At 33.3% G+C, this 26100-nt stretch carries 20 protein-coding genes and 2 pseudogenes; 7 read left to right on the top strand and 15 right to left on the bottom strand.

Annotated elements, in window-relative coordinates; all coding sequences use genetic code 11:
- Both BM289_RS04910 and BM289_RS04905 read right to left on the bottom strand, forming a co-directional pair.
- A complete protein-coding gene (locus BM289_RS04910; protein ID WP_091491313.1) occupies positions 1–1251 on the bottom strand; it encodes a dihydroorotase in 1251 nt (416 codons plus the stop codon).
- A 147-nt stretch (positions 1252–1398) separates the two neighbouring features.
- Positions 1399–3327 (bottom strand): BatA domain-containing protein, encoded by a 1929-nt coding sequence (locus tag BM289_RS04905; protein ID WP_091491312.1) that lies wholly within the window; start codon positions 3325–3327, stop codon positions 1399–1401.
- A gap of 367 nt (positions 3328–3694) precedes the next feature.
- Here BM289_RS04905 and BM289_RS04900 point away from each other — a divergent pair, with 367 nt between their 5' ends.
- Positions 3695–4807, top strand: coding sequence for a lactonase family protein (locus BM289_RS04900; RefSeq protein WP_091491310.1), 1113 nt, complete (start codon positions 3695–3697; stop codon positions 4805–4807).
- Positions 4808–4953: 146 nt separating this feature from the next.
- Here the strand turns inward: BM289_RS04900 and BM289_RS04895 are convergent, their stop codons facing one another.
- The 5 genes and pseudogenes from BM289_RS04895 to BM289_RS25785 all read right to left on the bottom strand — a co-directional run.
- Positions 4954–6303 (bottom strand): DEAD/DEAH box helicase, encoded by a 1350-nt coding sequence (locus BM289_RS04895; RefSeq protein ID WP_091491308.1) that lies wholly within the window; start codon positions 6301–6303, stop codon positions 4954–4956.
- 157 nt (positions 6304–6460) lie between these two features.
- Positions 6461–7225 (bottom strand): TIGR02757 family protein, encoded by a 765-nt coding sequence (locus tag BM289_RS04890; protein ID WP_091491307.1) that lies wholly within the window; start codon positions 7223–7225, stop codon positions 6461–6463.
- Complete coding sequence (locus BM289_RS04885; protein ID WP_091491305.1) at positions 7218–8918, bottom strand: LIC_10190 family membrane protein; 1701 nt, start codon at positions 8916–8918, stop codon at positions 7218–7220. The genes BM289_RS04890 and BM289_RS04885 overlap by 8 nt, the downstream gene beginning before the upstream one ends.
- A 1-nt stretch (position 8919) precedes the next feature.
- Positions 8920–9369, bottom strand: a pseudogene (locus tag BM289_RS25790) (ABC transporter ATP-binding protein); the annotation flags it as partial.
- Positions 9370–9573: 204 nt separating this feature from the next.
- Positions 9574–9798 (bottom strand): annotated as a pseudogene (locus BM289_RS25785) (ATP-binding cassette domain-containing protein); the annotation flags it as partial.
- 222 nt (positions 9799–10020) lie between these two features.
- On the opposite strand from BM289_RS25785, the gene BM289_RS04875 reads away from it, so the two are divergent.
- Entirely contained in the window at positions 10021–10305 is a 285-nt protein-coding gene (locus tag BM289_RS04875; protein ID WP_091491301.1) for a hypothetical protein, read from the top strand.
- Positions 10306–10333: 28 nt separating this feature from the next.
- Here the strand turns inward: BM289_RS04875 and BM289_RS04870 are convergent, their stop codons facing one another.
- The 7 genes from BM289_RS04870 to BM289_RS04840 form a co-directional block, all read right to left on the bottom strand.
- Positions 10334–13081, bottom strand: a complete 2748-nt coding sequence (locus tag BM289_RS04870; protein ID WP_091491300.1) for a T9SS type A sorting domain-containing protein — start codon at positions 13079–13081, stop codon at positions 10334–10336.
- A gap of 401 nt (positions 13082–13482) precedes the next feature.
- A complete protein-coding gene (locus tag BM289_RS04865; RefSeq protein ID WP_091491298.1) occupies positions 13483–13788 on the bottom strand; it encodes a DUF6787 family protein in 306 nt (101 codons plus the stop codon).
- Between the two features lie 31 nt (positions 13789–13819).
- Positions 13820–14254 (bottom strand): DUF6146 family protein, encoded by a 435-nt coding sequence (locus BM289_RS04860; RefSeq protein ID WP_091491297.1) that lies wholly within the window; start codon positions 14252–14254, stop codon positions 13820–13822.
- A 211-nt stretch (positions 14255–14465) separates the two neighbouring features.
- The gene (locus tag BM289_RS04855) at positions 14466–15029 is read right to left on the bottom strand and encodes a DUF937 domain-containing protein (RefSeq protein WP_091491295.1); all 564 of its coding nucleotides are present in this window, start codon (positions 15027–15029) and stop codon (positions 14466–14468) included.
- A 102-nt stretch (positions 15030–15131) separates the two neighbouring features.
- Positions 15132–16082, bottom strand: a complete 951-nt coding sequence (locus tag BM289_RS04850) for a D-2-hydroxyacid dehydrogenase (protein WP_091491293.1) — start codon at positions 16080–16082, stop codon at positions 15132–15134.
- Positions 16083–16180: 98 nt separating this feature from the next.
- On the bottom strand, positions 16181–17251 hold the full coding sequence (serC, locus tag BM289_RS04845) for a 3-phosphoserine/phosphohydroxythreonine transaminase (RefSeq protein WP_091491291.1): 1071 nt from the start codon (positions 17249–17251) through the stop codon (positions 16181–16183).
- 93 nt (positions 17252–17344) lie between these two features.
- Entirely contained in the window at positions 17345–18418 is a 1074-nt protein-coding gene (locus tag BM289_RS04840) for an acyl-CoA reductase (RefSeq protein WP_091491290.1), read from the bottom strand.
- A gap of 136 nt (positions 18419–18554) precedes the next feature.
- On the opposite strand from BM289_RS04840, the gene BM289_RS04835 reads away from it, so the two are divergent.
- A complete protein-coding gene (locus tag BM289_RS04835) occupies positions 18555–18905 on the top strand; it encodes a 4Fe-4S dicluster domain-containing protein (protein ID WP_091491288.1) in 351 nt (116 codons plus the stop codon).
- Between the two features lie 177 nt (positions 18906–19082).
- Positions 19083–20240, top strand: coding sequence for a carboxypeptidase-like regulatory domain-containing protein (locus BM289_RS04830; protein WP_167365386.1), 1158 nt, complete (start codon positions 19083–19085; stop codon positions 20238–20240).
- A 100-nt stretch (positions 20241–20340) separates the two neighbouring features.
- Here BM289_RS04830 and BM289_RS04825 read toward each other — a convergent pair whose 3' ends face one another.
- Positions 20341–23043, bottom strand: coding sequence for a TonB-dependent receptor (locus BM289_RS04825; protein ID WP_091491569.1), 2703 nt, complete (start codon positions 23041–23043; stop codon positions 20341–20343).
- Positions 23044–23340: 297 nt separating this feature from the next.
- Between BM289_RS04825 and ychF the strand changes: the two genes are divergently transcribed.
- The 3 genes from ychF to BM289_RS04810 all read left to right on the top strand — a co-directional run bounded on the left by ychF (position 23341) and on the right by BM289_RS04810 (position 26016).
- Positions 23341–24435: a redox-regulated ATPase YchF gene (gene ychF, locus BM289_RS04820; protein ID WP_091491284.1), complete on the top strand. Its 1095-nt coding sequence runs from the start codon at positions 23341–23343 to the stop codon at positions 24433–24435.
- A 221-nt stretch (positions 24436–24656) separates the two neighbouring features.
- Positions 24657–25334 carry a TIGR02117 family protein gene (locus BM289_RS04815; RefSeq protein ID WP_091491283.1) on the top strand — a complete coding sequence of 226 codons (678 nt, stop codon included), beginning with the start codon at positions 24657–24659 and terminating at the stop codon, positions 25332–25334.
- A gap of 7 nt (positions 25335–25341) precedes the next feature.
- On the top strand, positions 25342–26016 hold the full coding sequence (locus BM289_RS04810) for a hypothetical protein (RefSeq protein WP_091491281.1): 675 nt from the start codon (positions 25342–25344) through the stop codon (positions 26014–26016).
- The last annotated feature ends 84 nt before the right edge of the window (positions 26017–26100 follow it).

Here is a 26100-nt window from a genome sequence, read left to right as displayed (position 1 = left end):
TTATTTTGTAACAAGTTGATTTTGATTTAAAATTCCGTACACAGAACCTTTAAGTTCTGTTCCTAAAAAGGCAGAATTTTTAGATTTTGAAAGAATGTTTTCTTTTGTAAAAGTTGATTTATGTTCTGGAGTAAAAAGTGTCAAATCGGCTTTAGCACCTTCTTGAATTGTATTGTTTTCCAGACCAAAAACAGTTCTTGCCGAAGTCAATTTTGCAACTACAGTTTCTAATGGTAAAACGGTCAATAAAGCTCCAAAAGCACTTTCTAAACCAATAGTTCCGTTTTTAGCTGTATCAAATTCCATTTTTTTGAATTCAATATCAATAGGATTATGGTCTGAAGTAATGGTGTCAATAGTTCCGTCAGCAACTCCGTTTAGAAGGGCTTGTCTGTCAACTTCTGTGCGTAAAGGAGGTGTTACTTTAAAACGAGTGTCAAATCCGTCCAGTTTTTCATCTGTCAAAACCAAATGATGAACAGAAGCACTGCAGGTTACGTTTAATCCTTTTGCTTTAGCTTCTCTAATCAATTCAACCGATTTTGCTGTAGAAATCGTTGGAATATGAAGTTTACCACCCGTATATTCCAATAAAAATAAGTTTCTTGAGATTTGAAGTTCTTCAGCAAGATTTGGAATTCCTTTTAGACCTAATCTTGTAGAAACAATTCCTTCGTTTGCTACACCGTTTCCTTTGATATTTGGATCTTGTGAATAGGCAATTACCAAACCGTCAAAATCTTGTACATATTGTAGAGCGATTTTCAGAATATTTGCGTTGTCGATACTTTTGTTATAATCTCCAAAAGCGATGGCACCCGCATTTTTCATATCAAAAAGTTCTGCCATATCTTTTCCTTCACTTGCCTTAGTTAAAGCTCCAATTGGGAAAATTTCTGTAGCAAAACCATTTGCTTTATTTTTTACAAAACTTACCTGAGACTGATTGTCGATAATTGGTAAAGAGTTAGGCTGTAGACCAATTGCTGTAAAACCGCTTTTTGCTGCGACATTTAATCCGTTTGCAATGGTTTCTCTGTCTTCGTAACCTGGTTCTCCAAGAGAAACACTGCTGTCAAACCAGCCTTGAGAAACGTGAAGATTGTCAAATCGTACCACTTCAGCATCGTCGTTTGGAAGTGAAACTCCTATTTTTTCTATTAAACCATCTGCAATTAAAAGATCAACGGTCTGATTGTGAAACGGACTTTTTGAGTCGATAATTTTGGCGCTTTTGATGATTATTTTCATATGTAGAGAAATTTATTTTTTTATTAAAAGATTCCGCTTTGTCATTTCGACGAAGGAGAAATCTCACCAGATATTCCGTTCCAAATGTTCTCAGTATGTGTGATTTCTTCTTCTTCGAAATGACATACTAAACGAATGATTTGAAAATTATTTCACAAATTTTATAATTGCCATTTCTAATGCTAAAAATAACAGTGCAAAGATAACAAACCATTTCCAAATTTGGCTGTCAGTTCGCTCAGTTTGTAAGGTGTTAAAAATGGTTGATATGGTATCGGCCGTTTTGAAATCTGAAACCACATTGGTGTTTACCTGACTCAAATCGCTTTCGCTTCTGTTGTAATTAAAACTAATGTTTTCGACCCATTCCTTTTTATCGAAAATTCCGTAGTTGCCAGCCGTTTCAGGGAAATCATTAAAAGTTAGTTTTACTTTATTGTTTAAAATCTGCTGAACCGGAATAAAAGAATCTTCTGTTCCTTTTACTTCCAAAATAGCATCTTTAGTCAATAGAACATCAACAAAATAAGGCTGATTATTTCCGATTGTCAAAGCGTTTACTCCGGTTTTTTGATTATTTTGTGCTATTTTATAAAACAAAGGAACAATCAGCGGAGATTGCTGAAAATTCGAATTAGTACTGTTTATTGGCGCTGTAAAAACCGTTATTCCTGCAACCTGATTCTGGACAGCAGTGACAAATGGAGTCTGATCTTCAAATGAAAGAACAGCTGGATAAGAGCTTGAAACAGCAAACGAACTGTTCACTTTCGGATATTGAAAATTCGAAATTTTATTTTCAAAAACACCTGAAAACAAAGGGTGATCGAAGTTGATTTTAGTAATTAATTTGCTGTTGGTTTCTAAATTCCCAAATTGAACTTTTCCAAAATTACTCAGTAAATTATTCAAATTAGAAAGGGAACTTTTCTCAGAAGGAATCACGACCAGATTGCCGCCTTTAGAAACAAACGCTTTTAAAGTAGTTTGCAAAGCCTGTGGAATTTCAGGTAACTCGTTCAGGATAATAGTATTTTGTTTTTCTAAACTATTATAGTCTAAAGAACCAATAGCGTAATTATGATAATTAAATTCAGTTGGAGTATAAATTCGGGATAAGAAATTAGCTTTTTCAGGTTCTCCAATGCTGATTACATTTGTTTTTTTGTTTTTAGAAATACTGAAAAACAATTTATTATCATAAGTCAAACCATTATCTTCAATTGCTACATAGCCGTGAAAAGCTTCTTTTGGAATCGTGAAATTGATTTTCTTCTTCTTGGTGTCAAAATTAACAATCGTTTTGGCAATCAGTTTGTTTTGATTGTATAAAGCAGTTGAAACAGGTTTGAAATCTTCGCCGTAAGCTGATAAATTAATGCCAATTTCATAGAAATTTTCTAAAGTCTGATTGATGTAAACGCTGTCAATTGAAACGTTGTTTTTTTGTTCCGCTTTAGGAACTATGAAGTATGGTTTTTCTTCAAAATCTATATTTTGAATGTCTTTTTCTTTTAAGCCAACCGCATCAGTGATAATGACAATGTCTTTTTTGTGTGCTGATTTATGCGCTTTGATTTTAGCGGTAATGGCTGAAAGATCAAATGGAGAAGCGCTGTATTTTAAGTTTTGTAAAGCACTTTTCGAAGATTTAATATCAGTATTCCAGAAATTTTCGGTGTTGGTTAAAAGTGAAAATTGAGTATTTTCGGGAGTGTTTTCCAATAATTCCTGAACGGCTCTTTTTAATAATTCTCCTTTTTTTCCTTTTGCCTGCATACTAAACGAATTGTCTAGAACAATATACATTTCATTTGAAGCATTTTTGCTGTCAATGGCTTCAAAAAAAGGCTGTGCAAAGGCTAATATGATGCAGGTCAATAATAATAAACGAGTCGCTAATAAAAGTCTTTTCTTGATTTTAGAACTTTTACGAGTCTGAATAGCAAGTTCTTTTAAAAAGCGGACATTAGTAAAATAGGAAGTTTTAAAACGTCTTAATTGAAATAAGTGAACCAAAATTGGAACAATCAATAAAAACAGAAAGTATAGAATTTCGGGATGTTTAAAATGCATTCTGGCTTCGATTTACTTCACTACGTTTTGTTTTTCGCGAAGATGCTCGTCAAAAATACGAATTAAAAATTATTTTAAACCATATAAGTTCATGTAAGAAATTATAAACACAGTGTATGAACCGGAAAAAAATAATAATTGAAACCATATAAGTTCATATGAGGGATTATAAGTATTATGGAGACGAATTAAAAGGAAAGTAATAAGCGAATATAAGTTAATTATAAGTTGAATTCTAAAAGCTAAAATGAACTTATATAACTTATATGGTTCAAAAAAAATGTAACTTTTGTAATTTCTTTTGTAACAAAGATGCTGTATCAAAACCATATTATTCCTTATTTTAGCTGATTCAAAAAAACAAACTATGAAAAAAATATATCTAGTCTTATTTTCGGCTTTATCACTGACCATGGTAAATGCCCAAAATAAATTCAATTTATTAGTTGGGACTTATACTAATAAATGTCAAAGCAACGGAATTTATGTATATGAATTTAATGCCGCTAATGGAGATTTTAAACTGAAAAATTCTTCCGAAAATGTAATTAGTCCGAGTTATTTATCGGTTTCTGCAGACAATAAATTTATATATGCGGTAAACGAAAACGGAAATCAAAGTGCGGTTAGCGCGTTTGGATATGATTCGGTTTCCGGAAAAGTAAAATTTTTAAATTCTAATGCTTCTCTTGGGGCAGATCCTTGTCATTTAATTAATGATGATAAAAACGTAATCGTTGCCAATTATTCTGGTGGAAATATTGTTGTTTTCAAGAAAAATCCAGACGGAAGCATTACAGAGGTGCAACAATTAATTCAGCACGAAGGAAAAGGACCAAACGCAGCGCGTCAGGAAAAAGCACACGTGCATATGGTGATGTTTTCTCCGGATAAAAAGTTTGTTTTGTCTAATGATTTAGGTTTGGATAAAGTATTCATTTATAAATACAATCCAACTTCTAAAAACGAAATGCTGACTTTAAAAGGAAGTGTCGATGTAAAACCAGGAAGCGGTCCAAGACATTTGACTTTTAGTAAAGACGGAAAATTTGTATATCTGGTTCAGGAATTAGACGGAACATTAACAACTTTAAGCTACGATAAAACAGGAAATCTAAAAGTAGTAGCCGAAACAAGTATTCTTCCAAAAGGCTTTACAGGCGGAACAGGAGCTGCCGCAATTAAAATTTCGCCGGATGGAAACTTTTTATATGTTTCGGATCGTGTAGATGCAAATTCGATATCTGTTTATAAAATCCAAAAAGATGGCTCTTTAGAATTGGTAGAGCAACAAAGTACTTTAGGTAAAGGACCAAGAGATTTTGCCATTGATCCAACAGGAAACTACCTTTTAGTTGGTCATCAATATACAAACGATATTATTGTTTTTAAAAGGGATAAAACCACAGGAAAAATTACAGATACAGGAAAAAGAATAGAACTGTGTTCACCGGTTGGACTTGTGTTTACGAAAATTTAGTAAAAAAGATGCTAAGGTTCTAAGTTGCTAAGATACTTAGCTTAAAAAGGGTAAAGATTCGAAAGAATCTTTACCCTTTTTATTTTGTGTTTATGTGAAAAAACTTAGAACCTCAGTATCTTAGGATCTTAGCACCTAAAAAAAGATTACTTGTTATCTTTTTTCTTCTTCGCTCTTGTTTTTAGCATATTTCTGTTAACAGAACCGTGTGTTTTCTTTTTGGTTTTGGATGGTCCTCCAAGATTAACCTTTTTGTTCTTTTTAGATTTTTCATGAAATGCACCATCACCTTCCAGTTTAGGTTTTTTCAATAAAAACTTTCTTGGTAATCTGTCTTTTTCAGGTTCTATTAATTTTTCTGAAATTTCAACTTCTTCAGGGAAATCAGCAATTTCAAGTTCCTGATCCATTAAAAGTTCGGTTTCTATTTTGTATTCCTCTTCTCTTGGAGAAACAAAACTGATTGCTGTTCCTGTAGTATCTGCACGACCTGTACGACCAATTCTGTGCATATATAGTTCAGGTTCTTCAGGAAGTTCAAAGTTGATTACATGGGTGATATTAGAAATATCCAAACCTCTTGCCATAACGTCTGTTGTAATTAAACCGCGAAGATTTCCTTCTTGGAATTCGGCCATGGTACTCAAACGGTAATTTTGAGATTTATTCGAGTGTATAACACCAAATTGTCCATCAAAAAGCTCATCAATACGATTGAAAAGCATATCTGAAATCTTTTTGTTGTTTACGAAAACCAGAATACGGCTCATGCTTTCATCGGTTTCCAATAAATGTTTTAACAGATTTACTTTTGTATTGAAGTTTGGAACATTATAAATAATCTGAGTAATTTTTTCAAGAGGAGTTCCCGATGGAGCCAATGTTACTTCTTCAGGAAAATCGAAATAATCATTTAAAAGATCGTCAACTTCATCTGTCATCGTTGCAGAGAAGAGAATGTTTTGGCGTTTGGTTTTCATCATCGCAAAAAGAGACGTCAACTGTGGTCTAAAACCTAAATTCAGCATTTCGTCAAACTCATCGATAACCAGTTTTTGTGTTTCATCAAAACGAACAACGGCATCTAAGGCTAAATCCATTGTACGGCCAGGTGTTCCCACTAAAATATCAACACCTTCGTAAACGGCTTTCTTTTGTGTATTAATATTTACACCTCCATAAATTCCTAAAGTTTTAACCGACATGTATGTAGTCAGTTTTTCAACTTCTTCTACAACCTGAACAACCAATTCACGGGTTGGGACCAGAATTACAATTTTAGGAGTGTTGGTATGTGTAAACTTGTAAAGCTTTAAAAGAGGCAGTAAATAAGCAAATGTTTTACCGGTTCCGGTCTGCGCAATTCCCATCATATCACGTCCAGACATGATTACAGAAAAAGATTTTTCCTGAATAGGAGTAGGCGTAACAAATCCTAATTCGTCAACTGCTTTTTGTAATGATTTTGGAAGATTAAATTTTTCGAAAGTGCTCATTTGCTTTAAATTTTGTGCAAATGTACGTTAAATTCATGGTTTTTTGTTGAATTTGTAATTTTAGATGTATTGTCACTCTGAGCGAAGTCTAAAAAAGTATTTCAATTGAAACGTGGGCTTCGACTTTGCTCAGCCTGGCAATGTGTATTTTTAAGTTTTAAAACCCTTCAAAAACTCCCAGTCCAAATAAGGCAAAATCATATTTTACAGGATCTTTAGCATCCATTTCTCTTAATTTGGTGTCTAATTCTAACAAAGCTTTTGCATCATTTTGCTTTCGCGAAAGAATGCCAAGTTTTCGGGCAACATTCCCGGAATGAACATCCAAAGGACAAGATAGTACAGAAGGCGAAATAGTTTTCCAAATTCCTAAATCGACTCCTTTTGCATCTTGGCGAACCATCCATCTCAGATACATGTTGATTCTTTTTGCAGCTGAATTGTTTAAAGGGTCCGAAATGTGCTTTTGAGTTCTAGCTAAATGATCTGTTTCGAAGAATATTTTTTTGAATTCGCTGATGCTTTTCTGTAAACTATCTTTTTCCTGATTTTTAGCGAATACATTTTCTAAACCGTTGTGGTTTTGGTAGATGTTTTTTAAGCCTTTTATAAAACCTGCAAAATCATTTCCATTGAAAGTTCTATGAACAAACGTTTCCAGTTTCGCTAAATCTTCTTCAGAATGTGACATAACGAAATCGTAAGGTGTATTCCCCATTAATTCCATCATTTTATGCGAATTCTTGATAATCATTTTACGGTTTCCCCAAGCAATGGAAGCGCTTAGAAACCCTGCAATTTCGATATCTTCTTTTTGAGTGAAAAGATGTGGAATCTGAACAGGATCACTTCCTATAAAATCCTGATTATTATATTGAATGACTTTTTCGTCTAGGAATTCTTTTAATTCTGTGCTATTCATTTTTAGTAACTTCTTTGGAATAAAATCCGTCTTTTAAATTATTGGTGCGCATCTGCGGTATATAATGAAAATATTTTTCAAAATATTCTATTTGTGCCTTATTAACACACGGTAAATCGCCGTTGCCATTTCCCCAGAAAAAATCATTATTTTGAGGAGAATTGTATTTTAAGTTTCCTATTTGAAGGGTTTCAAACACAGTTTTGTTTTTGGAATTGGAATAAGGGAAAATAATATTTTGACTTGAAAAATTACTAATTTCCATTAATGATTTAGTATTGGCAAATTTACTCAGATTTATAGAGAAAAACAGAACAATAACAACCGGAATTAAGGAAAGTATTATTAGAAGGTTAATCACTCTTTTGTTTTTTACAATGCATATCAAACAAAAAAGAGAGAAAAATAAAATATAATTAAGGAAAAAACGGTATTGCGGAGAGGTTACTAAAAGAAGAATCAATTGTATTATCATCGCAAAATAAATACTCCAAAGTGCTTTTTCATTTTTAAATTTCAAAATAAAAAAAGGCATAATAAGAATCAGAAGAATACTGATTTTATTAAATAGTCCATTAAGTTTTGGCATTGTTATCCATCTAATGAATAAGTCCCAAGAAGACATCAAATTATATTTTTCAGGAGTTATGAAATAGCCATAACATTTAAGCTGTTCATAATAAAAGTTCTGAATCGAGTTCGGTATGGCATAATCCATTGTAAGAGAAGTAAAAAGTTTTGACGGAAAAGCAACTGTACCAGATATTATCAAATTTTTTACAATTAATAGGAAGATTAGAAGTATTGAAAGTAAAGCAGGTTTTAATAATTCTTTGGCTATTGATTTGAAATGAAGTACTAATAGGATAATCGGAAAAATAAAAAATGTAACAGTAGTGTTTTTTATATAGAACAAAAAAAGTGATAAAACAATTAGCAGATTAAAAGTTTCTGGAGTTATTTTTTTGAAGTTTTCTAAGAAATAGAAAAAGAAAATAATAGAAAAAACATACACCGGAATATCGGGAGAAGGTGCGCTGATGAATTGAAAAAACAGAATATTAAACAAAGGAAACAATCCGATAATTAAATAATTGGAATTGTCGTTTTTGAAATAATGATTTAATTTTTGAATGGCAAAAAGGTTTCCTAGAAACAAACAAAAACCACTTAAATCATTAAAATTTGGATATAAAAAAGAGAAATTGAAAGCACTTTGAGTAATATGCCAGCCACTGGTTTGTCCTAAAAAAAGATGAATATTTGCCAGTCCTTTTACAAAACCATATTCATTAAGCCATTTTATGGTTTGAATATAATAGGATTCATTGTCAATTACAAAAGGAGCAGAAGCGCATTGCGCTAAAATCAAAAATGTTATGATGATTAAAAAAGATTTTAGAACTTTATTTAATTGTGTCAGCTCAGTCCAAAAAGCTTTATAATGTTCGGCTATTGTTTTTTGAAATTTAATACATACCAAAATGTTAGTTAGCAGTAAGAGAGCATGAAATTCAATATTTATCCTCCCAAAAATTGCCCAAATACTAGCTGAAATTGTAACTGAGAATAATCCGAGAATAGAAGTAATGATAAAATTTTTGTTTTTTAACTGAAGTATTTTATCCGTTAGAAAACCTAAATTTATTGATGCAAAAAGTATATATATCCAGCTGGTTACAATTAAAACCATCTTAGGAAATAATTTGTCCGTCTGACATAACTAACTTTCTGTCAGCCATATTGGCCAATTCTTCATTATGCGTAACAATAACAAAAGTCTGTCCAAATTCATCTCGAAGCTGAAAGAATAATTGGTGTAAGTTTTCAGCAGAATGGGTGTCCAGATTTCCTGATGGTTCATCTGCAAAAATAACATCTGGTTTATTGATTAAGGCTCTGGCCACTGCAACACGCTGTTGCTCCCCGCCCGAAAGTTCGCTTGGTTTATGATGGATACGGTGTGAAAGTCCTAGGAAATTAAGGAGTTTTTTGGCTTCGGCCTCGGTTTCAGATGTTTTTTTACCCGCAATATAAGCTGGAATACAAACATTTTCTAAAGCGGTGAACTCAGGTAAAAGCTGATGAAACTGAAAAATAAAACCTAAGTTTAAATTTCGAAAATCAGATAGTATTCTGTCTTTTTTGCTTTTCTTTTTGAAATAACGGTTGTAGTAGAAAAGCATTGCAATTATAGGCAGGAATAAGGTTATGCTTGCCACTAATCTAAGTGTATCGTCAAAAATTTTAGTTCTCAAAAACAATAAACAAACAGCAAGAAGGATAATATAGATAGATCCTGTCCAAGTAATTATTTTGAATGTTTTTTCTTCTTTCGAATTGTTACTTTTGATGTCTTGCAATTCAAGAACGTTTTTACCATTTATGGTTAAAGAAGATTCTGGGGCATAGTCAGGTTTGTCCAAAGTGCCTAAAATCTGCAGTAATGTAGTTTTTCCGGCTCCCGAAGCACCAACTATAGAAACAATTTCGCCTTTCTTAATATGTAAATCAACTCCTTTTAAAACTTCAAGTTTATCGTAGAATTTATGTATGTTTTGTGCCTGTATCATTTAGTGAAACTGTTTTTACAAAGAAACGAAGTTTATAGTCAATATCAAATTACAAAAAAATAAATTCCAATATCAATTTCAAAAATCAATAGCAATTTACAATAATCTAAAATCTAAAGGCACGTTTCTTGATATGGGAATTTAGAAATTAAATTTAATAAAGAAATAAGATAGTTTATGTCAATTCTTTTTAATTTCGAATAAACTCAAAAAAGACTTAAAATGCAAGACTTAGAGGTTGTAGAAGATAACAGAATGACCAAATTAATCATTGGTTTGATTTTGGACGGAATTGGTATGATTTCATTTTCGATTCCGTTTTTGGGAGAGTTTTCAGATGTTGTCTGGGCGCCGATTGCGGGTGTGATTATGACAAGAATGTACAAAGGAAGAGTAGGAAAGGTTGCAGGAATTTTGACTTTTCTAGAGGAAATACTGCCATTTACCGATGTTATTCCGTCTTTTACATTGACTTGGATTTATACCTATTTTTTTCAAAGAAAATAAAAAAGACGGCTAAGAGCCGTCTTTTCATTTATTGAACAATTATCTTCTTTATATGCTGTATTTTTTTTGTTTGCGGGTTTACAACTTTAATGATGAAAACACCTTTTGAATGTAATTGGATTGTTTCCTGAGTATTTCCTCTGATTTTTTGTTTTAATATTTCTTTCCCAGAAATGTCATAAATTTTAAGATCTGAGATTTCTGTTTCTTCATTATCAATGAAAGCTGAAAATGTTCCGTTACTTGGAATTGGCCAAACATTGAAAGAGTCTTTAGCTGTTTTAGTTACTTCTTCGGTACCTAAATGTGCAGTTTGTCCACTTAAAATATTTACTTTTCGTTTCATTGTGCCTCCTTCAGAGTCGGTTACAGTAAATTCAAAAGAGCATAATCCGTTTGAAGCTGGTGTAAATGCGACTATATCTGTATTAAGTGTAGCGTTTCCGTTTATAACATTTGAAATAGCATAAGAAACCCCGCTGGTAAATCCTCTTGATAATTTCTGAATATTAATATCAATTTTACTTCCTTGTGTAGATTCATAGTGAGGTAATGACATCCATTGCAGGTACTTATCCAGATTTGTATATCCGTCTTGATCTGTATCTGCATTTGCATCTGAAAAATCACCTATTGCTGAATTTACATTTGTTCCAATTATAGTTTCCCACCAATTTGGAAGTCCGTCCTGATCGGTATCCCAGTTTGCATCTCTCAATACAGTTGGATAAGATTCAAATCCGCCGACATCTGCTTCGTTATCAGGAAATCCAGGCTTGCCGGTTATGCTTCCAACAGCAGAATAAGTTCCGTTTAAAGTTTCGTTTATGATTCTTTGATCGTGATCATCAAATTCCGGCTGTGTGCATCCAACATCTGAAAGAACAATTTTATAAGCATTTTTAGCAGATTGTGTGGTAACATAAGAAGGGAAAAACGGTGTGTTTACAAAGTTTTCATAAGAAACGGTATTTCCTGAAGATTTTCTTCCTGCTGTTTGATTGTTTTCGTCGAAGTATCCCGGCATTACGTTTCCATTAAAATAACATTGTTGCATACCTGTTCCAACACCTTCATTTTGCTGATTAAAGGCAACAAATATTTTAGATCCTGCGCCAGGCTTATAATAGTTGTTTACGAAATTAACCTCTTTTGTTCCGCCGTCGGTAGTTCTGCCGCCCCAATTGTATACCACATTATTTGTAATATCCATCCTTCCTGCATAAGCACCGCTTCCGTCCAAACCACCGCCAAGACTCCAGTTACGTCCGTAACAATGTGCTAATAGATTATGATGAAAGCTTCCAATGTCACCACCAATTGTTGCTGCATAACCGTGTTCTGTGCCGGCAGGATAATTTTGATGATTTGCTGCATTTAATGCCTCTGAAATAAGTGTTCTTTGAAGGGTTATGTTTTTTCCTGATCTAGAACTGAATGACTCGTCAATTGTCCAGCTTATAGAACAGTGGTCAATAATGCTGTTGTCTGCACCGGTAAGACCCATTCCGTCATAAGTTGGTCCAGCACCAACACGGACTCTTAAATTTTGAACAACGGCATCATTTCCAGTAACTCCAAAAGGAGCAGATCGAATACAGATTCCTTTTCCAGGAGCCGTTTGCCCTGCAACTGTCACATAAGGCTGGCTTAAAACCAATCGTGATTGCAATTGAATTACTCCAGATGTATTGAAAACAATTGTTCTTGGTCCAATATCATTAGTAACTGCTTCGCGGAAACTTCCTGGACCACTATCATTTAAATTGGTTACGGCAACTACTTTTCCGCCACGTCCACCACGTGCAAAGCGTCCGTATCCTTCGGCATCTGGAAAAGCAAGTTGCGCTGGACGAAAACGCCAAATATTTCCTTTTTCGATTCCGTTTGCTAAAACTTCATCTATACGCCAAAAATAAGTTTCTCCAGTGTAAAGTCCGTTAACTTGAAAAGAAGTATTGGCTAAAGCTTGATTGCCTTTGTACTCTGGTGAAGATGTTGTTGCATTATTAACAGCATTTTGATCTGTTCCAAAATAAATATTATGTGAAACTGCATTTGCAGCTGCAGTCCATTGCAATAATTTTCCTCCCGAAGTCAATTCAACATGTTCATTATTTTGTTTCGGATTTGGATTTGTTGCCTGGTAGAAAATATTAGGTGTATTAAGTTCAAAACCATTAAATATAAAGTTTTTGATGTTTTCTGTACCAGAGGTTTCTGCCGCCATCAAAATAACAACATCATTTCCTGCTATTGCTTGAAATTTTAAATAAGTAGATTTTGCGTCGGCAGTTTTGAGTGCTCTTACAGTGGGAATTAAATTGTCTACAACTAAGTTTCCGTTAACAGAAATATCAATTGGACTAAAATTATTTCCCGTTGGACTATCTACATTGTTAAAAAAAGCCAATAGCGTATGTTCCCCTGCTGGAAGTCCGCTAATTTTAAGTTCTATTTGCGCTCCCAAGTTTGCAGTTGTTCCTTTTACTGTGACGCCATCCGAAACTAATCTAGCGTAGTAAGGAGCTTGAATTCCTGCTTTATACCAATTAGTTCCTAGTGCATCTCCTTTATCTCCAACTCGGGTTATGGTAAAAGTGACACCGTTTTCGGTATAAGTGCTGGTATTTCCAGAAGCAATTACCCAAGCGGTATAATCGGGATCGTTTACTTCAGCTTTTGGTCTTCCGGACTGGTCAAAGTCAATTTTAACGATTGGATTTTGGGCAAAAATCTTGTTCATTGGCGTAATGAGACAGAGAATTGTCGCCATTACGGACAGTTTTAAGTAATTTTTCAGCATTTCAAAGGTGGTTTGGTTAGTAAGTAATAGTTTTAGTTTTTTAATTGTTTAAACGATTGAATTTCAGTGTTTAAATAATTTTAACTATAGTATAAAGTTTGTTATTGCCTAAAACAAAACTATCCTGCACCATCCTGTTCTGTATGATGATTTCGTGGAAAAATCATGTAAAAAAATGTAATGTGTTTTTTTAACGTTGAATTATCGTGATGTTCACATTTGATAATTAAAGGGATTGCATACAGTGAAGACTATTTAGAAACATAAAATTTCTAAAATTCAAAGAATTTGAAATAATTGAAAAAAAATATAAACAAGAATCTGTAAGCAGAACGGTTTGTTTAGTGCGAGAAGAAAATAATAATCAAGAATTAATCTTTGAATAGAAATCCAAGTCCCATTCTTTTAAGCATTTTCTTTTCGAAATTCCAAAAGAAACGAAATTGTCCAAAAATAGTCCCGATGGCAACTAGTAAAACCTGATAAACAGGAAGAATGATTAATAAACGAATAAGAGTGAACCAAACAGCTCCTAAATCTTCTTTATGAATTCCTACCCAGTCACAAAAAGGTCTAGAAATCCATGCAGATGCCGATCCGGTGATGGCAAAAACAATAAGTATAATTATGGCTTGTAGGTTGGAAGTAATTCCCCAGCGTTGTTTTAATCTATTCATTGTTATTTGTAATGATTACAAATATAGTATATTATCTTAAAGGAACATTACCCCAAAGCGTTTGTTTGTAAGTATTTTGAAAATAAATCATGTAATTGTAAATTAAGTAATTTACTTCGTATCCGTAATGAATTTCTGGGCGATAATCGATGCTCATTTCATATAAATTCGGATTGTAACGCTGTGGTTGCAAAACACGATTGTTCCATTCGGTTACATACAAATAATTTTTATTTTCAAGGAAAGCTAGAGAATGGTAATTACGAGGAAAAGCACGAGAGGCAAGCCAGGTATTAAATCCGTTATCGATTATAATAACTTCGTATTCCAAAGAGTCATTTGCAATTCTAATTGTATCGCTCTGCTTTTTGTTTGATGCATTGTCATTGCTTGCAATATTTTGCTGCGTTGTTGAACATGCAATTATCGTTACAAAAACAATTAATATGGAGATACATTTTTTCATGTTTTAAATTTACAAATAAATGGAGAAAAGAAGAAGGGTTTTAACAAGATGCTAAGAGTGAGAATCTAAGATGCTGAGATGCTGAGGTTCTAAGTTTTTTTTATTAAGCCAAAAAGGCTGTTTATGAAATAAACAGCCTTTTTGGTCACATTTCTAAGAGCGCAGCGAAAGAAAATCTTAGCGTCTTAGAACCTCAGTATCTTAGAATCTTTTATTTGCTTCCAAATAATTTCCCTATAAATCCAGCGATTCCGCCTTTACTTTTAGTAACGACTAAAACATCGGCTACATCTACTTTTCCGTCGTTGTTTTGGTCTAGTCCAAACTGCATTCCATATTTAGAAATAGTGTCCATAATTCCTGAAGCTTGTCCGCTGTTTCCAGAAATGGAATTGATGATATCAGTAATCTGAAAACTATTGTCATTTGGATCTTTTGCCTTATTAACCAAAGAACCTAAAATCTGCGGAATTAAATTAGACGCCACTCCGCTTGAATCCGCACTGCTAAGTCCGAATTTTTCGCCAAGACTACCACTTAATTGCTGTTGAATTTGTTGTACAACAGGATTTGAGCTGTCGATAGAAGAGTTTCCATTAAATAATCCAGCAATTTGATCAGTTCCGCCTTCAGAAACAATTTTTTTTAATCCTTCAAAAATAGAATTACTTGTTTCACTGATTACGGCTTCGTTATGTTCGTTAGGAACAGCGTTATTATTTACCACTGCATCGCTTCCATATTGTTGTACTAATTGGGTTAATTGTTCAAACATGATTTTTAGGATTAAGATTAGAACTCAAATTTAAACAAAAAAAGAAAGGGATTTATTAAACAATGTTAATAAATCCCTTACAAGTAATTTAATTATAGTTAATTAGCTTAACAAAGTAATGATTTGTGATGCTAATTCAGTACCAATTCTGTCTTGTGCTTCTCCTGTTGCAGCTCCAATATGTGGCGTCAAAGAGATTTTAGAGTGCATTAAAATTGCCATTTCTGGTTTTGGTTCATTTTCGAAAACGTCTAAACCTGCAAATGCAACTTTTCCAGAGTCTAAAGCTTTTACTAAAGCTACTTCATCAATAACACCTCCACGAGCACAGTTTACAATTCCAACACCATCTTTTAAGATTTCAAATTCTTTCTCTCCAATGATGTATCCATTTTGAGCAGGAACGTGTAATGTAATGAAATCTGCTTCTTTGAATAAAGACTCTAAAGATTGAGAAACAATTTTAGTTGTGATAGATTGTCCGTCGAAAAATTCAACTTTTACATCCACCTCAGGGATAAAACTATCGGCAGCAATAACTTTCATTCCTAAACCAAGAGCCATTTTTGCTGTAGCTTGACCAATACGTCCGATACCAACAATACCAAGAGTTTTTCCTCTTAATTCAGTTCCATTAGCGTAAGCTTTTTTCAAACCGTCAAAATTAGTATCTCCTTCAAGAGGCATATTTCTGTTAGAATCATGTAAAAAACGCACACCATTAAATAAGTGTCCAAACACCAATTCAGCAACAGATTCTGAAGATGAAGCAGGAGTATTGATTACATGGATTCCTTTGCTTTTTGCATAATCCACATCGATGTTGTCCATACCAACACCACCACGTCCAATGATTTTAATTCCAGGACAAGCGTCGATAATGTCTTTACGAACTTTAGTTGCACTACGAACTAAAATTACGTCAATGTTGTTTTCGTTTATATAGTTAGCTACTTGTTCTTGAGCTACTTTTGTAGTGATCACTTCAAATCCACCTTTTTCTAAGGCTAGAATTCCGCTTTTAGAAATTCCGTCATTTGCTAATACTTTCATTGTATGTATTTTGTTTGTTTGGTCAATCATTTCATTGATTAAGCCAATTTTAATTTTTTTTCTTTTTTTGTACTGAAAACTGTGACTGCGACTGAAAACTAAACTTTAGCTTCCAATGCTTTCATTACATCAACTAAAACCTGAACGCTTTCAATTGGCATAGCGTTGTAAATAGAAGCTCTGTAACCACCAACTGAACGGTGTCCAGGTAATCCTGAAATTCCGGCTTCTTTCCATAAAGCATCAAATGTAGCAGTATGATCAGGGTTTGTCAATAAGAAAGTTACGTTCATGTTAGAACGATCTTCTACGTTTGCAGCACCTTTAAATAATGGGTTTCTGTCGATTTCAGCGTATAATAACTCAGCTTTAGCGTTGTTTAATTTTTCAACAGCAGCAATTCCGCCTTTTTCTTTAATCCATTGTAACGTCAGTAAAGAAACATAAACAGCAAATACAGATGGAGTATTGTACATGCTTTCTGCTTTGATATGTTTAGCATAATCTAACATACTTGGAATTGTTCTTCCGTTTTTTCCTAAGATTTCTTCTTTAACCACAACTAAAGTTGTTCCAGCTGGTCCCATATTTTTTTGAGCACCTGCATAGATTAAGTCGAATTTAGAAAAATCCAATTCACGTGAGAAAATATCAGAACTCATATCGCAAACAACTGGAATGTTAGTTGCTGGGAATTCTTTCATTTGAGTTCCAAAAATGGTATTGTTACTTGTGCAGTGGAAATAATCAGCATCAGCTGGAATTTCGTAACCTTTTGGAATATGCGTATAATTGTCGTCTTTTGAAGAAGCAACAACAATAGTTTCACCGAAAAGTTTAGCTTCTTTTATCGCTGCAGTTGCCCACGTTCCAGAATCTAAATAAGCTGCTTTTCCGTTTTCTTTCATTAAGTTATATGGAGCCATTAAGAATGCTGTGCTGGCACCACCTTGTAAAAATAAAGCCTGATAACCTTTTCCCTGAAGTCCTAATAATTCTAAAGCAAGGGAGCGAGCTTCTTCCATTACCGCAACAAAATCTTTACTTCTGTGCGAGATTTCAAGAATGGATAATCCTGAATCATTAAAATTTAAAACTGCTTTTGATGCCTTCTCAAAAACTTCCTGAGGTAAAATACTTGGTCCTGCGCTGTAGTTGTGTTTTTTCATGGTTGTTGTTAATAGTCGAAAATTTTAAAGACGCAAATTTCGTTAATAAGAGCCGAAAAAGCGTTAAAATATTCGAAATAATTAAACAATTTATTACTTTGTTGTTAACAAAAACGTTATAGTATCGACATTATCTGCGTAATCCCACAATTGCGGTTTTTGTGTTTCTCCAAATTTGATGCTATTTGGTGTCAAATTACCACTTACGATACATTGGATTTGTTCTGAATCGTTTTCAAGACGTTTCTCTAATTCTTCAAGGTTTTCATAGTACTCATAAAAAATGCTCGAGATAGGAGAGGCGTAGCTTGCGTCTTCTTTTATGGTTAAGAATCCGTTGTCTAATAATTTGAAATTACTCATTAAAAACACGGCTTTATTATAATCGTAATTATTAGCGTATTTTTCATAATGAATAACATCCTGATATTTGAACATTGCCTGAAAAAAAGCGTCAAATGAATAGTCTTTTGGAACAAAAAGTTTCGAAACATTACGGCATCCTAAACCAAAATACCTGAAAATATCTTCGCCTAAATTCTCTAATTCTTCATTTGTTTCCTTTCCAGTTAAAATAGCAGCCGAATTTCGGTTTTTGCGAATAATAGAAGGTTTGTCTTTAAAATAATATTCAAAATAACGGGAAGTATTGTTGCTTCCGGTTGCAATTACGGCATCAAAATTCTCCAGTTTTCCTTCTACGAAAGTGATTTTATCTTTTAGATTTTCATCAACAGCAATTAAATATTTAGCTAAAAAAGGTAATAAATACTGATCGTTTGATGAAGTTTTGATTAAAGCTTTGTTGCCTGTTATTAAGACCGATAGAAAATCATGAAAACCAACCAGTGGAATATTTCCAGCCAGAATCAAAGCAACTGTTTTTTCTTTTTTATCAGATTTTGCAAATTCGGCTGCATATTGAGAAAGCCATTTTTCGATGTTTTCGGCTGTTAAAGCTTCTGCCCAGGATTGTATCGAAAAATAAACTTGTTCTGGCGTGTACCATCCATTATGAGATTGCGATAAATGAATTAGTTTTTCAAAATCGTCAAAAAAGATATCGTTATATAAAACGCTAGATTTTTGTATGGATCCTGCTTCAGAAAACTGACTTAAAAATTTTCCTAATTCAACAAAAACACTTTTTTTTGTTTCTAATGTCATAATGTTTGTTTATGAATTGTTTTGATTGTAATTTTGCACAAAAATAAGCTATATTACGTTATAAGGCAAAGCAGATTAAAATCTTTACTATTTTAATACTCCTAACCACATAACTTTTAACAAAAAGAAGAAAAAGATGGCAATTATTATAACTGACGAATGTATCAATTGTGGGGCTTGCGAACCAGAGTGCCCAAATACAGCAATATATGAAGGAGCAGATGATTGGAGATATAAAGACGGAACTAGTCTTTCTGGAAAAATAGTTTTACCTGACGGAAGTGAGATTGATGCTGATGAAGCTCAAACTCCAATTTCTGATGAAGTTTACTATATTGTGCCAGGAAAATGTACAGAATGTAAAGGTTTCCATGACGAACCTCAATGTGCTGCCGTTTGTCCGGTAGACTGTTGTGTGCCAGATGATAATCACGTAGAAGACGAAGAAACTTTATTAGAAAGACAAGCTTTCTTACATAACGAGTAAGAATAGTTGTATAATAAAAATAGAATCCCGAGTTTTTTCTCAAAAAACTCGGGATTTTTTTTTACCCTGAATTCAGGTATTTGTTAAAGTTAGTTAGTTGATAACGAATGTTTTATTTTTCGGCTATTGCTTTATTGTTAAAAAATTAATACTTTAGTTGAAAATTTAATAATGCCTATGAAGAAATTACTACTTTTATTTGTCGTTTTGCTCAGCTCCATAAGTGTTTTGGCACAAAGTGAAGAATATTCTATTTTGGTGAAAGATATTGAAACCTTACAGCCAATAGAAAATGCTACTGTGGTTATTCTAAAGACCAAACAGGTTTTAATGACGAATGAAGATGGAAAAGTCACTTTTGTTTTGAGTGGCGGTTCTAATGTAGAAGTTTCTGAAATGAACTATGAGAATCTTACGGTTCGTTGGGCTTCATTAAAAGAGAGTGAGTTTGTTGTTTATTTAAAAAACAAAAAAGAAAACTTGGATGAAGTTGTAGTCTCTCAGGAAAATCTTCAAAAAACACTTCAAAGAATTGTTTCAAATTCCAAAAAGAAAATAAGTATTTCGCACCGTTTAAAAGTGTATGTGAGAGAATTTTTTATGCTCGATAATCAATATTCGTATTATAATGACGGATTGGTGAATTTTCAATTCAATAAAAACAATACCACAACTTTATTGGTAGAACAGAATCGCTCTTATGGTTTGTTGGAAGCAGATGTAAGTGCCGATTTGATGGGGTATAATTTGAATAATATTATGGAAAATTATTCAAATTTTAAATATTTTGAACCTTTACTGGATGCTAAGGCAAAGAAAGAATATGATTTTACGGTTAAAGGACATTCAAAAAACAAGGATTATTATGTAATGTCTGTTACACCACTGGACAAGGCAAGGCAAGCAGTGGATAATTTTGAAATTATTTACGATCCGGAAAAGAAGATTATTTTAGAATTTACGATTTCTGTGACTCCTGCAAATCTGGATAAAATAGAAGAAAAAACAAGTATTGGAGATAAAAACATTACCAAATCGTTTGTGAATGTGAGTTACCGTTTGGATGGAAACGATTATTATATGTTGAGTTCAAATGAAGAAATTGGTTATACCTTGATTCAGAAAGAGAAATCTAAAAAGATTCAGGTAAGAAACAGCTTTGTAACGACTGGATTTAATAAACAGAATTTTACTTATAACGAAAGTGATGTTTTTAAAGAGAAATCGCTTTTCAATAAAAAGAATAAAATCTTGACCAATTACTGGGATATTTCCGGTTTTACAGCTACCGATGAAGAAAAAGCTATCATCGCTTCCTTAGAATTTAAATTGTAATTAAATAAATAGAAAAAAAAATCCTGAACAATTAAGTTCAGGATTTTTTGTGTTTTATATTCAATTTATAGATTCAGTGAAATCAAAATCTTTCAGTAAATTAAAAATTAAATCCAAGTCTAGCATAGTAATAAGCACCATTGAAACCCATTTGTACAGCATCCCAATAACCTCCAGCTTCAACCCAGTCGTCTTGCTGATCTGGATAGATGTTAAACAAGTTATTGGCGCCAATGCTTATTTTAGTCGATTTGGAAATTTTAAAACCTAAAGTTAAATCGGTTACAATTTTGGCTCCATAAGTATCAGTAGCGGCCTTTTTTTGATTAGCAAATACCTGTGCATCAGTTTCTGTTGGTGATGTTCTGTAGTCTTCTGGATCTTCGTCCATTTGATAATCTAATAATTTAACCTCGCTAAATCTTGTAAAAGCCAGTCCTGCATCAAACCATTTTCTGCCGTAATTTAGGTTTAAACCAAATTTATTTGGCGGTGCTGAAGCTAATAAGAAAGCTCGGTCACGTTCTCCAAAGAACGTTTTTTCGTCCAAATCACCATTTTTTACTTTATCAATTTTCATATCGTTGATATTTCCAACTAAAGTGGCGCCAAATCTGTTTTCGTTAATGTTTTTTTTCCAAGCTAAAACAACATCAAGACCTGTAGTTTTGGTATCAACACCATTAACGAAAAATTGTGCTTTGTCTACATTCATTCCTAAAGCTGTAGCATCAAAGTAACCTGTTAGTACAATTCTGTCTTTTACATTAATTAAATAACCGTCAACTGTTGCAGTGAAATCTCCAAAACTTGCTGTAAATCCTAGAGAAGCATTGACCGCTTTTTCTTCATTAAGTTTTTGAATTCCAAAAGCTCTTGTTATTGGACTGTCATTTGGAGCCAGTAAAACTTCTGTAGCTCCTGCCGAACTAAAGTTTGTAAAACGTAAATTATAGTAAATCTGTGCCAAAGAAGGAGCTCGGAAACCAGTACTTACAGAACCTCTTAAATTAATTTTGTCGGTCAATTTAAGTCTTGAAGCTAGTTTGCCGTTTACAGTGCTTCCAAAATCGCTGTAGTTTTCATAACGCAAGGCACCGCTTACCATCCATGCCTGTGTAATGTCCAACTCTGCATCTGTGTAAAGGGAGAAGTTTGTACGGTCTTTATTTACTTCATTGGCAGGGCTGTATCCAGGAAAACCCTGAGAACCTCCAGGTCTTGGTTCCCCAGTACTAGGATCAATTGGAGCACTTTGTGTAGTTGGATCTGTAATAGGAACTCCATTTGTGTCGTAGGTTGCGTAAGAACCTTCTTCACCAGCAAAAATTTCAAATTGTTCCACTCTAAATTCAGCACCAAAAGCGAGGTTCAAACCTCCTAAAATGTCGCCATAATTTTTTGATAAATCCAAATTGGTCGTATTTTGAAGTAAACTATGTCCACCTGCATCAAATTCTGTTGGTGATCTTTCTTCAAGAGAAGCATTCAGTGTACCTTTTATGTCGTAATGAAATTTATTTTTTCCTAAAGTGTTGCTGATATCCCATTTCCATCCGCCGGAAGTTTCTGTTCTTATTCCTGCAGCAATAGAATTGTCATTTATTTTAGAAGTGATTCTAGGAGTAAATCCGCCGGGATAGATAGCTTCTACAACTCTTTCGCCATCGTTTCTCGTAAAAGCATAAGCATCGGTATCTCTAAAATTGCTTCCGCCAAAAGCATAAAATTGTGTTTTATCTGAAATTGGAATAGCAAGATTTACAAATAAGTTTACACCTTGAATTTCGGCTTCACCAAAACCTTTTCTAAAATCAAAACCTGGGCGTAATGTTTTGTTTTTATTTAAAAATTCACCTGTAACATTTACAAAACCGCCTTTTGTTCCAATAGGAGTTCCGTAGTTGGCAGATACTTTAACAGAACCTCCGTCAAAATCCTGATTTTTACCAAATGAATTTCCATATCCTTTTTGATCGAGTCGGTAACCTTTAGTATTTGCAGTTCCTTCAGGAAAATCTCCTTTTGCGTCGGTATTAAATGCACCATATGATATGGCACCAGTAAATTCTTTTACATTGTCATTGGTAACAATATTAATAACACCAGCAATAGCATCAGAACCATATTGAGCTGCTGCACCGTCTCTTAAAATTTCAATTCTTTTGATGGAGGCTGCCGGAATTGCATTTAAATCAGTTCCGGTATTACCACGTCCACGAGTTCCGAATAAGTTTATCAGTGAAGATTGGTGTCTTCGTTTTCCGTTAATCAAAACCAAAGTCTGATCTGGCCCCATACCTCTTAAAGAAGCTGGATCAACGTGATCGGCTCCATCAGAACCGGATTGTTTATTGGCATTAAATGAAGGGGCAACATATTGTAAGAGCTCATTAATTTCGAGTTTTCCGCTTTGTGTGGTTACATCTTTTACATTGATTACATCGATAGGAACAGCTGAGTTTACAACAGTTCTTTTGGCATTTCTAGAACCAACGACCACAACATCATTCAATATTTGACCATCACTCTCACTTAGTGTAACATTTGTTTTATCTCCAGAAACGGCTTTCTCGACTTTTGAAAATCCCATATAGCTAAAAACTAATGTGGCGCCTTCTTTTACTTTTATTCTAAAACTACCTTCAAAATCGGTTGAGACGCCGTTAGAAGTTCCTTTTTCGACAATATTAACACCAGGAAGTGGATTTCCAGATTTGTCCTTTACAAGACCCGAGACCTCTTTTTGAGCAAAGAGAAATGCTGAATTCAGCAGAAATAGTAATAATGCAGTCTTTTTCATGGTTATTGGTTTATTGATTTGTTTTTTGTTAATCAGTTTTATAAAATTAATATTTTTTAACAAAATTTTAATTAAATGTTTAAAAATTTCATTGTGTATGTCGAAAATTATATTATTGAACATTTTTACTTCGTGCAAGAGCTATTAAATCTTATATTTGCAAAATTTTAAAGCCAAAAAATATCATTTTGGCAGAAATCAGAAAAATCGATAATTCATAACACGCTAACACACAAAGTGTTTAGTGTTTGTGGTCTGAAAGCAGTAAGGCCAAATAAATAAATAGAAAACTAACAGATGAAAGCAGGAATTGTAGGATTACCAAATGTTGGAAAATCAACATTATTTAATTGTTTATCTAATGCAAAAGCGCAAAGTGCAAACTTTCCGTTTTGTACAATCGAACCAAATATTGGTGTTGTAAACGTTCCAGATCCAAGAATCAATAAATTGGAAGAATTGGTAAAACCAGAGCGCGTTCAAATGGCAACTGTAGATATCGTAGATATTGCAGGTTTGGTAAAAGGAGCTAGTAAAGGGGAAGGTCTTGGAAACCAGTTCCTAGGAAACATTAGAGAATGTAATGCTATTATTCACGTTTTACGTTGTTTTGACAATGATAATATCGTTCACGTTGACGGAAACGTAAATCCAATTCGTGATAAAGAAACTATTGACATCGAATTGCAGTTAAAAGATTTAGAAACAATCGAAAAACGTTTAGAAAAAGTAAAACGTGCTGCAAAAACTGGAAATAAAGAAGCGCAGGCTGAAGAGGCTTTATTGAATAGAATTAGAGAAGCTCTTTTACAAGCCAAGTCTGCTAGAACAGTTATTCCTCAAAACAATGACGAAGAAGTTTTAATGGAATCTTTCCAATTAATTACTGCAAAACCAGTTTTATATGTTTGTAATGTTGACGAAAGTTCTGCTGTAAACGGAAATAAGTATGTTGACCAAGTTCGTGAATTGGTAAAAGACGAAGATGCTGAAGTTATTGTACTTTCAGTAGGAGCAGAAGCAGATATCACTGAATTAGAAAGCTACGAAGAGCGTCAGGTTTTCCTTGAAGATATGGGGTTAGAAGAGCCGGGAGCTTCAGTTTTAATTCGTGCAGCTTATAAATTATTAAAACAACAGACTTACTTTACAGCTGGTGTAAAAGAAGTTCGTGCCTGGACAATCAACATTGGAGCGACAGCGCCGCAAGCAGCTGGAGTTATCCACACTGATTTCGAAAAAGGATTTATCCGCGCTGAGGTAATTTCATATGATGATTACGTTCAATACGGTTCTGAAGCAAAAGCTAAGGAAGCTGGAAAATTCAGAGTGGAAGGAAAAGAATACGTTGTAAAAGATGGTGATGTAATGCACTTCCGTTTTAATGTTTAATTTTTTTCTAGAGAAGATAGAATAAAAGAATATAGAAAATAGACTAAAAAACTGCTGGAGAGATTCAGCAGTTTTTTTATGTTTTAAAATGACAAATTAGTCCGCTTTCGCGAAAGTGAATCTGTAAAATCCGCGTTCCATTTTCACAGTTGAAAATTTTTGGCTTAAAAATTGGTTACAGAAAAAATAACCAATTACTAATCTAAAATCAACCAATTAAAATGCTAAAAAAATCATTCAAAATTTTCGGCTGGACACTTTTCGGAATCTTTAGTTTTCTTGCTTTATATGTTACAGCAGTTCTTATTATTTCAAAAATCACAGTAAATTCAGATGTCGCTCAAGTCGAAGAACAAAATGCAATTCCAATTTACATTCTTTCCAACGGCGTTCATACGGATATTGTGGTTCCAATTAAAAACGAAATCAAAGATTGGCGAAATGAAATACAGTTTAATCAAACCCAATCCAAAGATTCTTTAATGAATTTTATTGCTTTTGGCTGGGGCGATAAAGGTTTTTACCTAGATACACCAGAATGGTCAGACTTAAAAGCAAGTACAGCTTTAAAAGCGGCATTTGGCGTCAGTTCTTCTGCCATGCATACTACATTTTTTAAGCAGCTAAGAGAAGGCGAAGACTGCAAACGAATTCTAGTTTCAAAGGAAAATTATCAAAATTTAGTCCATTATATTTCTAATAGTTTTAATAATCCACTGCATCCAGAATGGATTGAAGGTCACAGCTATGGAAAAAAAGATGCTTTTTATGAAGCCAAAGGAAGTTATAGTCTTTTTTATACCTGCAATACTTGGGCAAATAATGCACTAAAGGCGGCAAACCAAAAAGCAAGTTTGTGGACGGTTTACGATAAGGGGATTTTTTGTCATTATAAATGATCTTATCATGAAAAGATCATTTTTGATTATAATTATAGCGCTAGTAATTATTTCCTGCAAAAAAGCAGATGAACCAGCTTGTGTAAATTGTATGTCTTTTTATTTTGAAAATCCACAGCCTGAAAAAGATTCCGAATTAGATCGTTTTCCCAATAGATTTAAAGGACTATACGCAAATAATGATTCAACTTTTATTAGAATTGAAGAAGATAGAATTTTAGAAGAATACTTCCGTAAATTTAAACTTCATAGGCTTACATTAGATTCGTTAAAGACAGAATATGATATTGTTGATGGCAAATTAATATCAAAAGGGACAAAAGAAAAATATGATATGCTTTCAAAAGGCGATTCAATAGAATTAATACAAAAGCACATAGATACTTTGTTTAGGTTTTCACTTTATCAAAAAGCAAAACGAATGGATAGTCAATTAATTCTGAGTAGAAAAGATTCTATATTTTGGGATATTCAAATTTTGTCACTTCAAAATAACACAATAAAATTTAAAAGATTTTATGAAGAACAGGATTTAAAAACACTTGATTCTATCACTAAGATAAAAGGGAAAATGCTCGATTCGATTTCATATTTGATTAAGCCAAGTAGAAGTGAGTTCAAAAAAATATTAAAAATTAAAAAGCTAGGTTACGATCGGGAATTTACAAAAGTCCTGAAATAAATAATATTCAGTCAGGAATATCTCATCGGTCGATATGGGAAAAATATAAAATTCCAATAAAAATCGAGAATTAACGAATTTTCA

The organism is Flavobacterium phragmitis (assembly GCF_900112575.1).
GTDB classification, from domain to species: Bacteria; Bacteroidota; Bacteroidia; order Flavobacteriales; family Flavobacteriaceae; genus Flavobacterium; species Flavobacterium phragmitis.
This window is presented reverse-complemented; position numbering and strand designations above follow the sequence as displayed.

What these genes read in the sequence shown, in the direction of transcription:
- BM289_RS04865 (WP_091491298.1), bottom strand. Translation starts at nt 13,788, where the DNA reads ATGAATAGATTAAAACAACGCTGGGGAATTACTTCCAACCTACAAGCC.
- serC (WP_091491291.1), bottom strand. Translation starts at nt 17,251, where the DNA reads ATGAAAAAACACAACTACAGCGCAGGACCAAGTATTTTACCTCAGGAA.
- BM289_RS04840 (WP_091491290.1), bottom strand. Translation starts at nt 18,418, where the DNA reads ATGACATTAGAAACAAAAAAAAGTGTTTTTGTTGAATTAGGAAAATTT.
- BM289_RS04910 (WP_091491313.1), bottom strand. Translation starts at nt 1,251, where the DNA reads ATGAAAATAATCATCAAAAGCGCCAAAATTATCGACTCAAAAAGTCCG.
- BM289_RS04830 (WP_167365386.1), top strand. Translation starts at nt 19,083, where the DNA reads ATGAAGAAATTACTACTTTTATTTGTCGTTTTGCTCAGCTCCATAAGT.
- BM289_RS04815 (WP_091491283.1), top strand. Translation starts at nt 24,657, where the DNA reads ATGCTAAAAAAATCATTCAAAATTTTCGGCTGGACACTTTTCGGAATC.
- BM289_RS04895 (WP_091491308.1), bottom strand. Translation starts at nt 6,303, where the DNA reads ATGAGCACTTTCGAAAAATTTAATCTTCCAAAATCATTACAAAAAGCA.
- BM289_RS04875 (WP_091491301.1), top strand. Translation starts at nt 10,021, where the DNA reads ATGCAAGACTTAGAGGTTGTAGAAGATAACAGAATGACCAAATTAATC.
- BM289_RS04905 (WP_091491312.1), bottom strand. Translation starts at nt 3,327, where the DNA reads ATGCATTTTAAACATCCCGAAATTCTATACTTTCTGTTTTTATTGATT.
- ychF (WP_091491284.1), top strand. Translation starts at nt 23,341, where the DNA reads ATGAAAGCAGGAATTGTAGGATTACCAAATGTTGGAAAATCAACATTA.
- BM289_RS04860 (WP_091491297.1), bottom strand. Translation starts at nt 14,254, where the DNA reads ATGAAAAAATGTATCTCCATATTAATTGTTTTTGTAACGATAATTGCA.
- BM289_RS04850 (WP_091491293.1), bottom strand. Translation starts at nt 16,082, where the DNA reads ATGAAAGTATTAGCAAATGACGGAATTTCTAAAAGCGGAATTCTAGCC.
- BM289_RS04890 (WP_091491307.1), bottom strand. Translation starts at nt 7,225, where the DNA reads ATGAATAGCACAGAATTAAAAGAATTCCTAGACGAAAAAGTCATTCAA.
- BM289_RS04870 (WP_091491300.1), bottom strand. Translation starts at nt 13,081, where the DNA reads ATGGCGACAATTCTCTGTCTCATTACGCCAATGAACAAGATTTTTGCC.
- BM289_RS04825 (WP_091491569.1), bottom strand. Translation starts at nt 23,043, where the DNA reads ATGAAAAAGACTGCATTATTACTATTTCTGCTGAATTCAGCATTTCTC.
- BM289_RS04810 (WP_091491281.1), top strand. Translation starts at nt 25,342, where the DNA reads ATGAAAAGATCATTTTTGATTATAATTATAGCGCTAGTAATTATTTCC.
- BM289_RS04885 (WP_091491305.1), bottom strand. Translation starts at nt 8,918, where the DNA reads ATGGTTTTAATTGTAACCAGCTGGATATATATACTTTTTGCATCAATA.
- BM289_RS04900 (WP_091491310.1), top strand. Translation starts at nt 3,695, where the DNA reads ATGAAAAAAATATATCTAGTCTTATTTTCGGCTTTATCACTGACCATG.
- BM289_RS04855 (WP_091491295.1), bottom strand. Translation starts at nt 15,029, where the DNA reads ATGTTTGAACAATTAACCCAATTAGTACAACAATATGGAAGCGATGCA.
- BM289_RS04835 (WP_091491288.1), top strand. Translation starts at nt 18,555, where the DNA reads ATGGCAATTATTATAACTGACGAATGTATCAATTGTGGGGCTTGCGAA.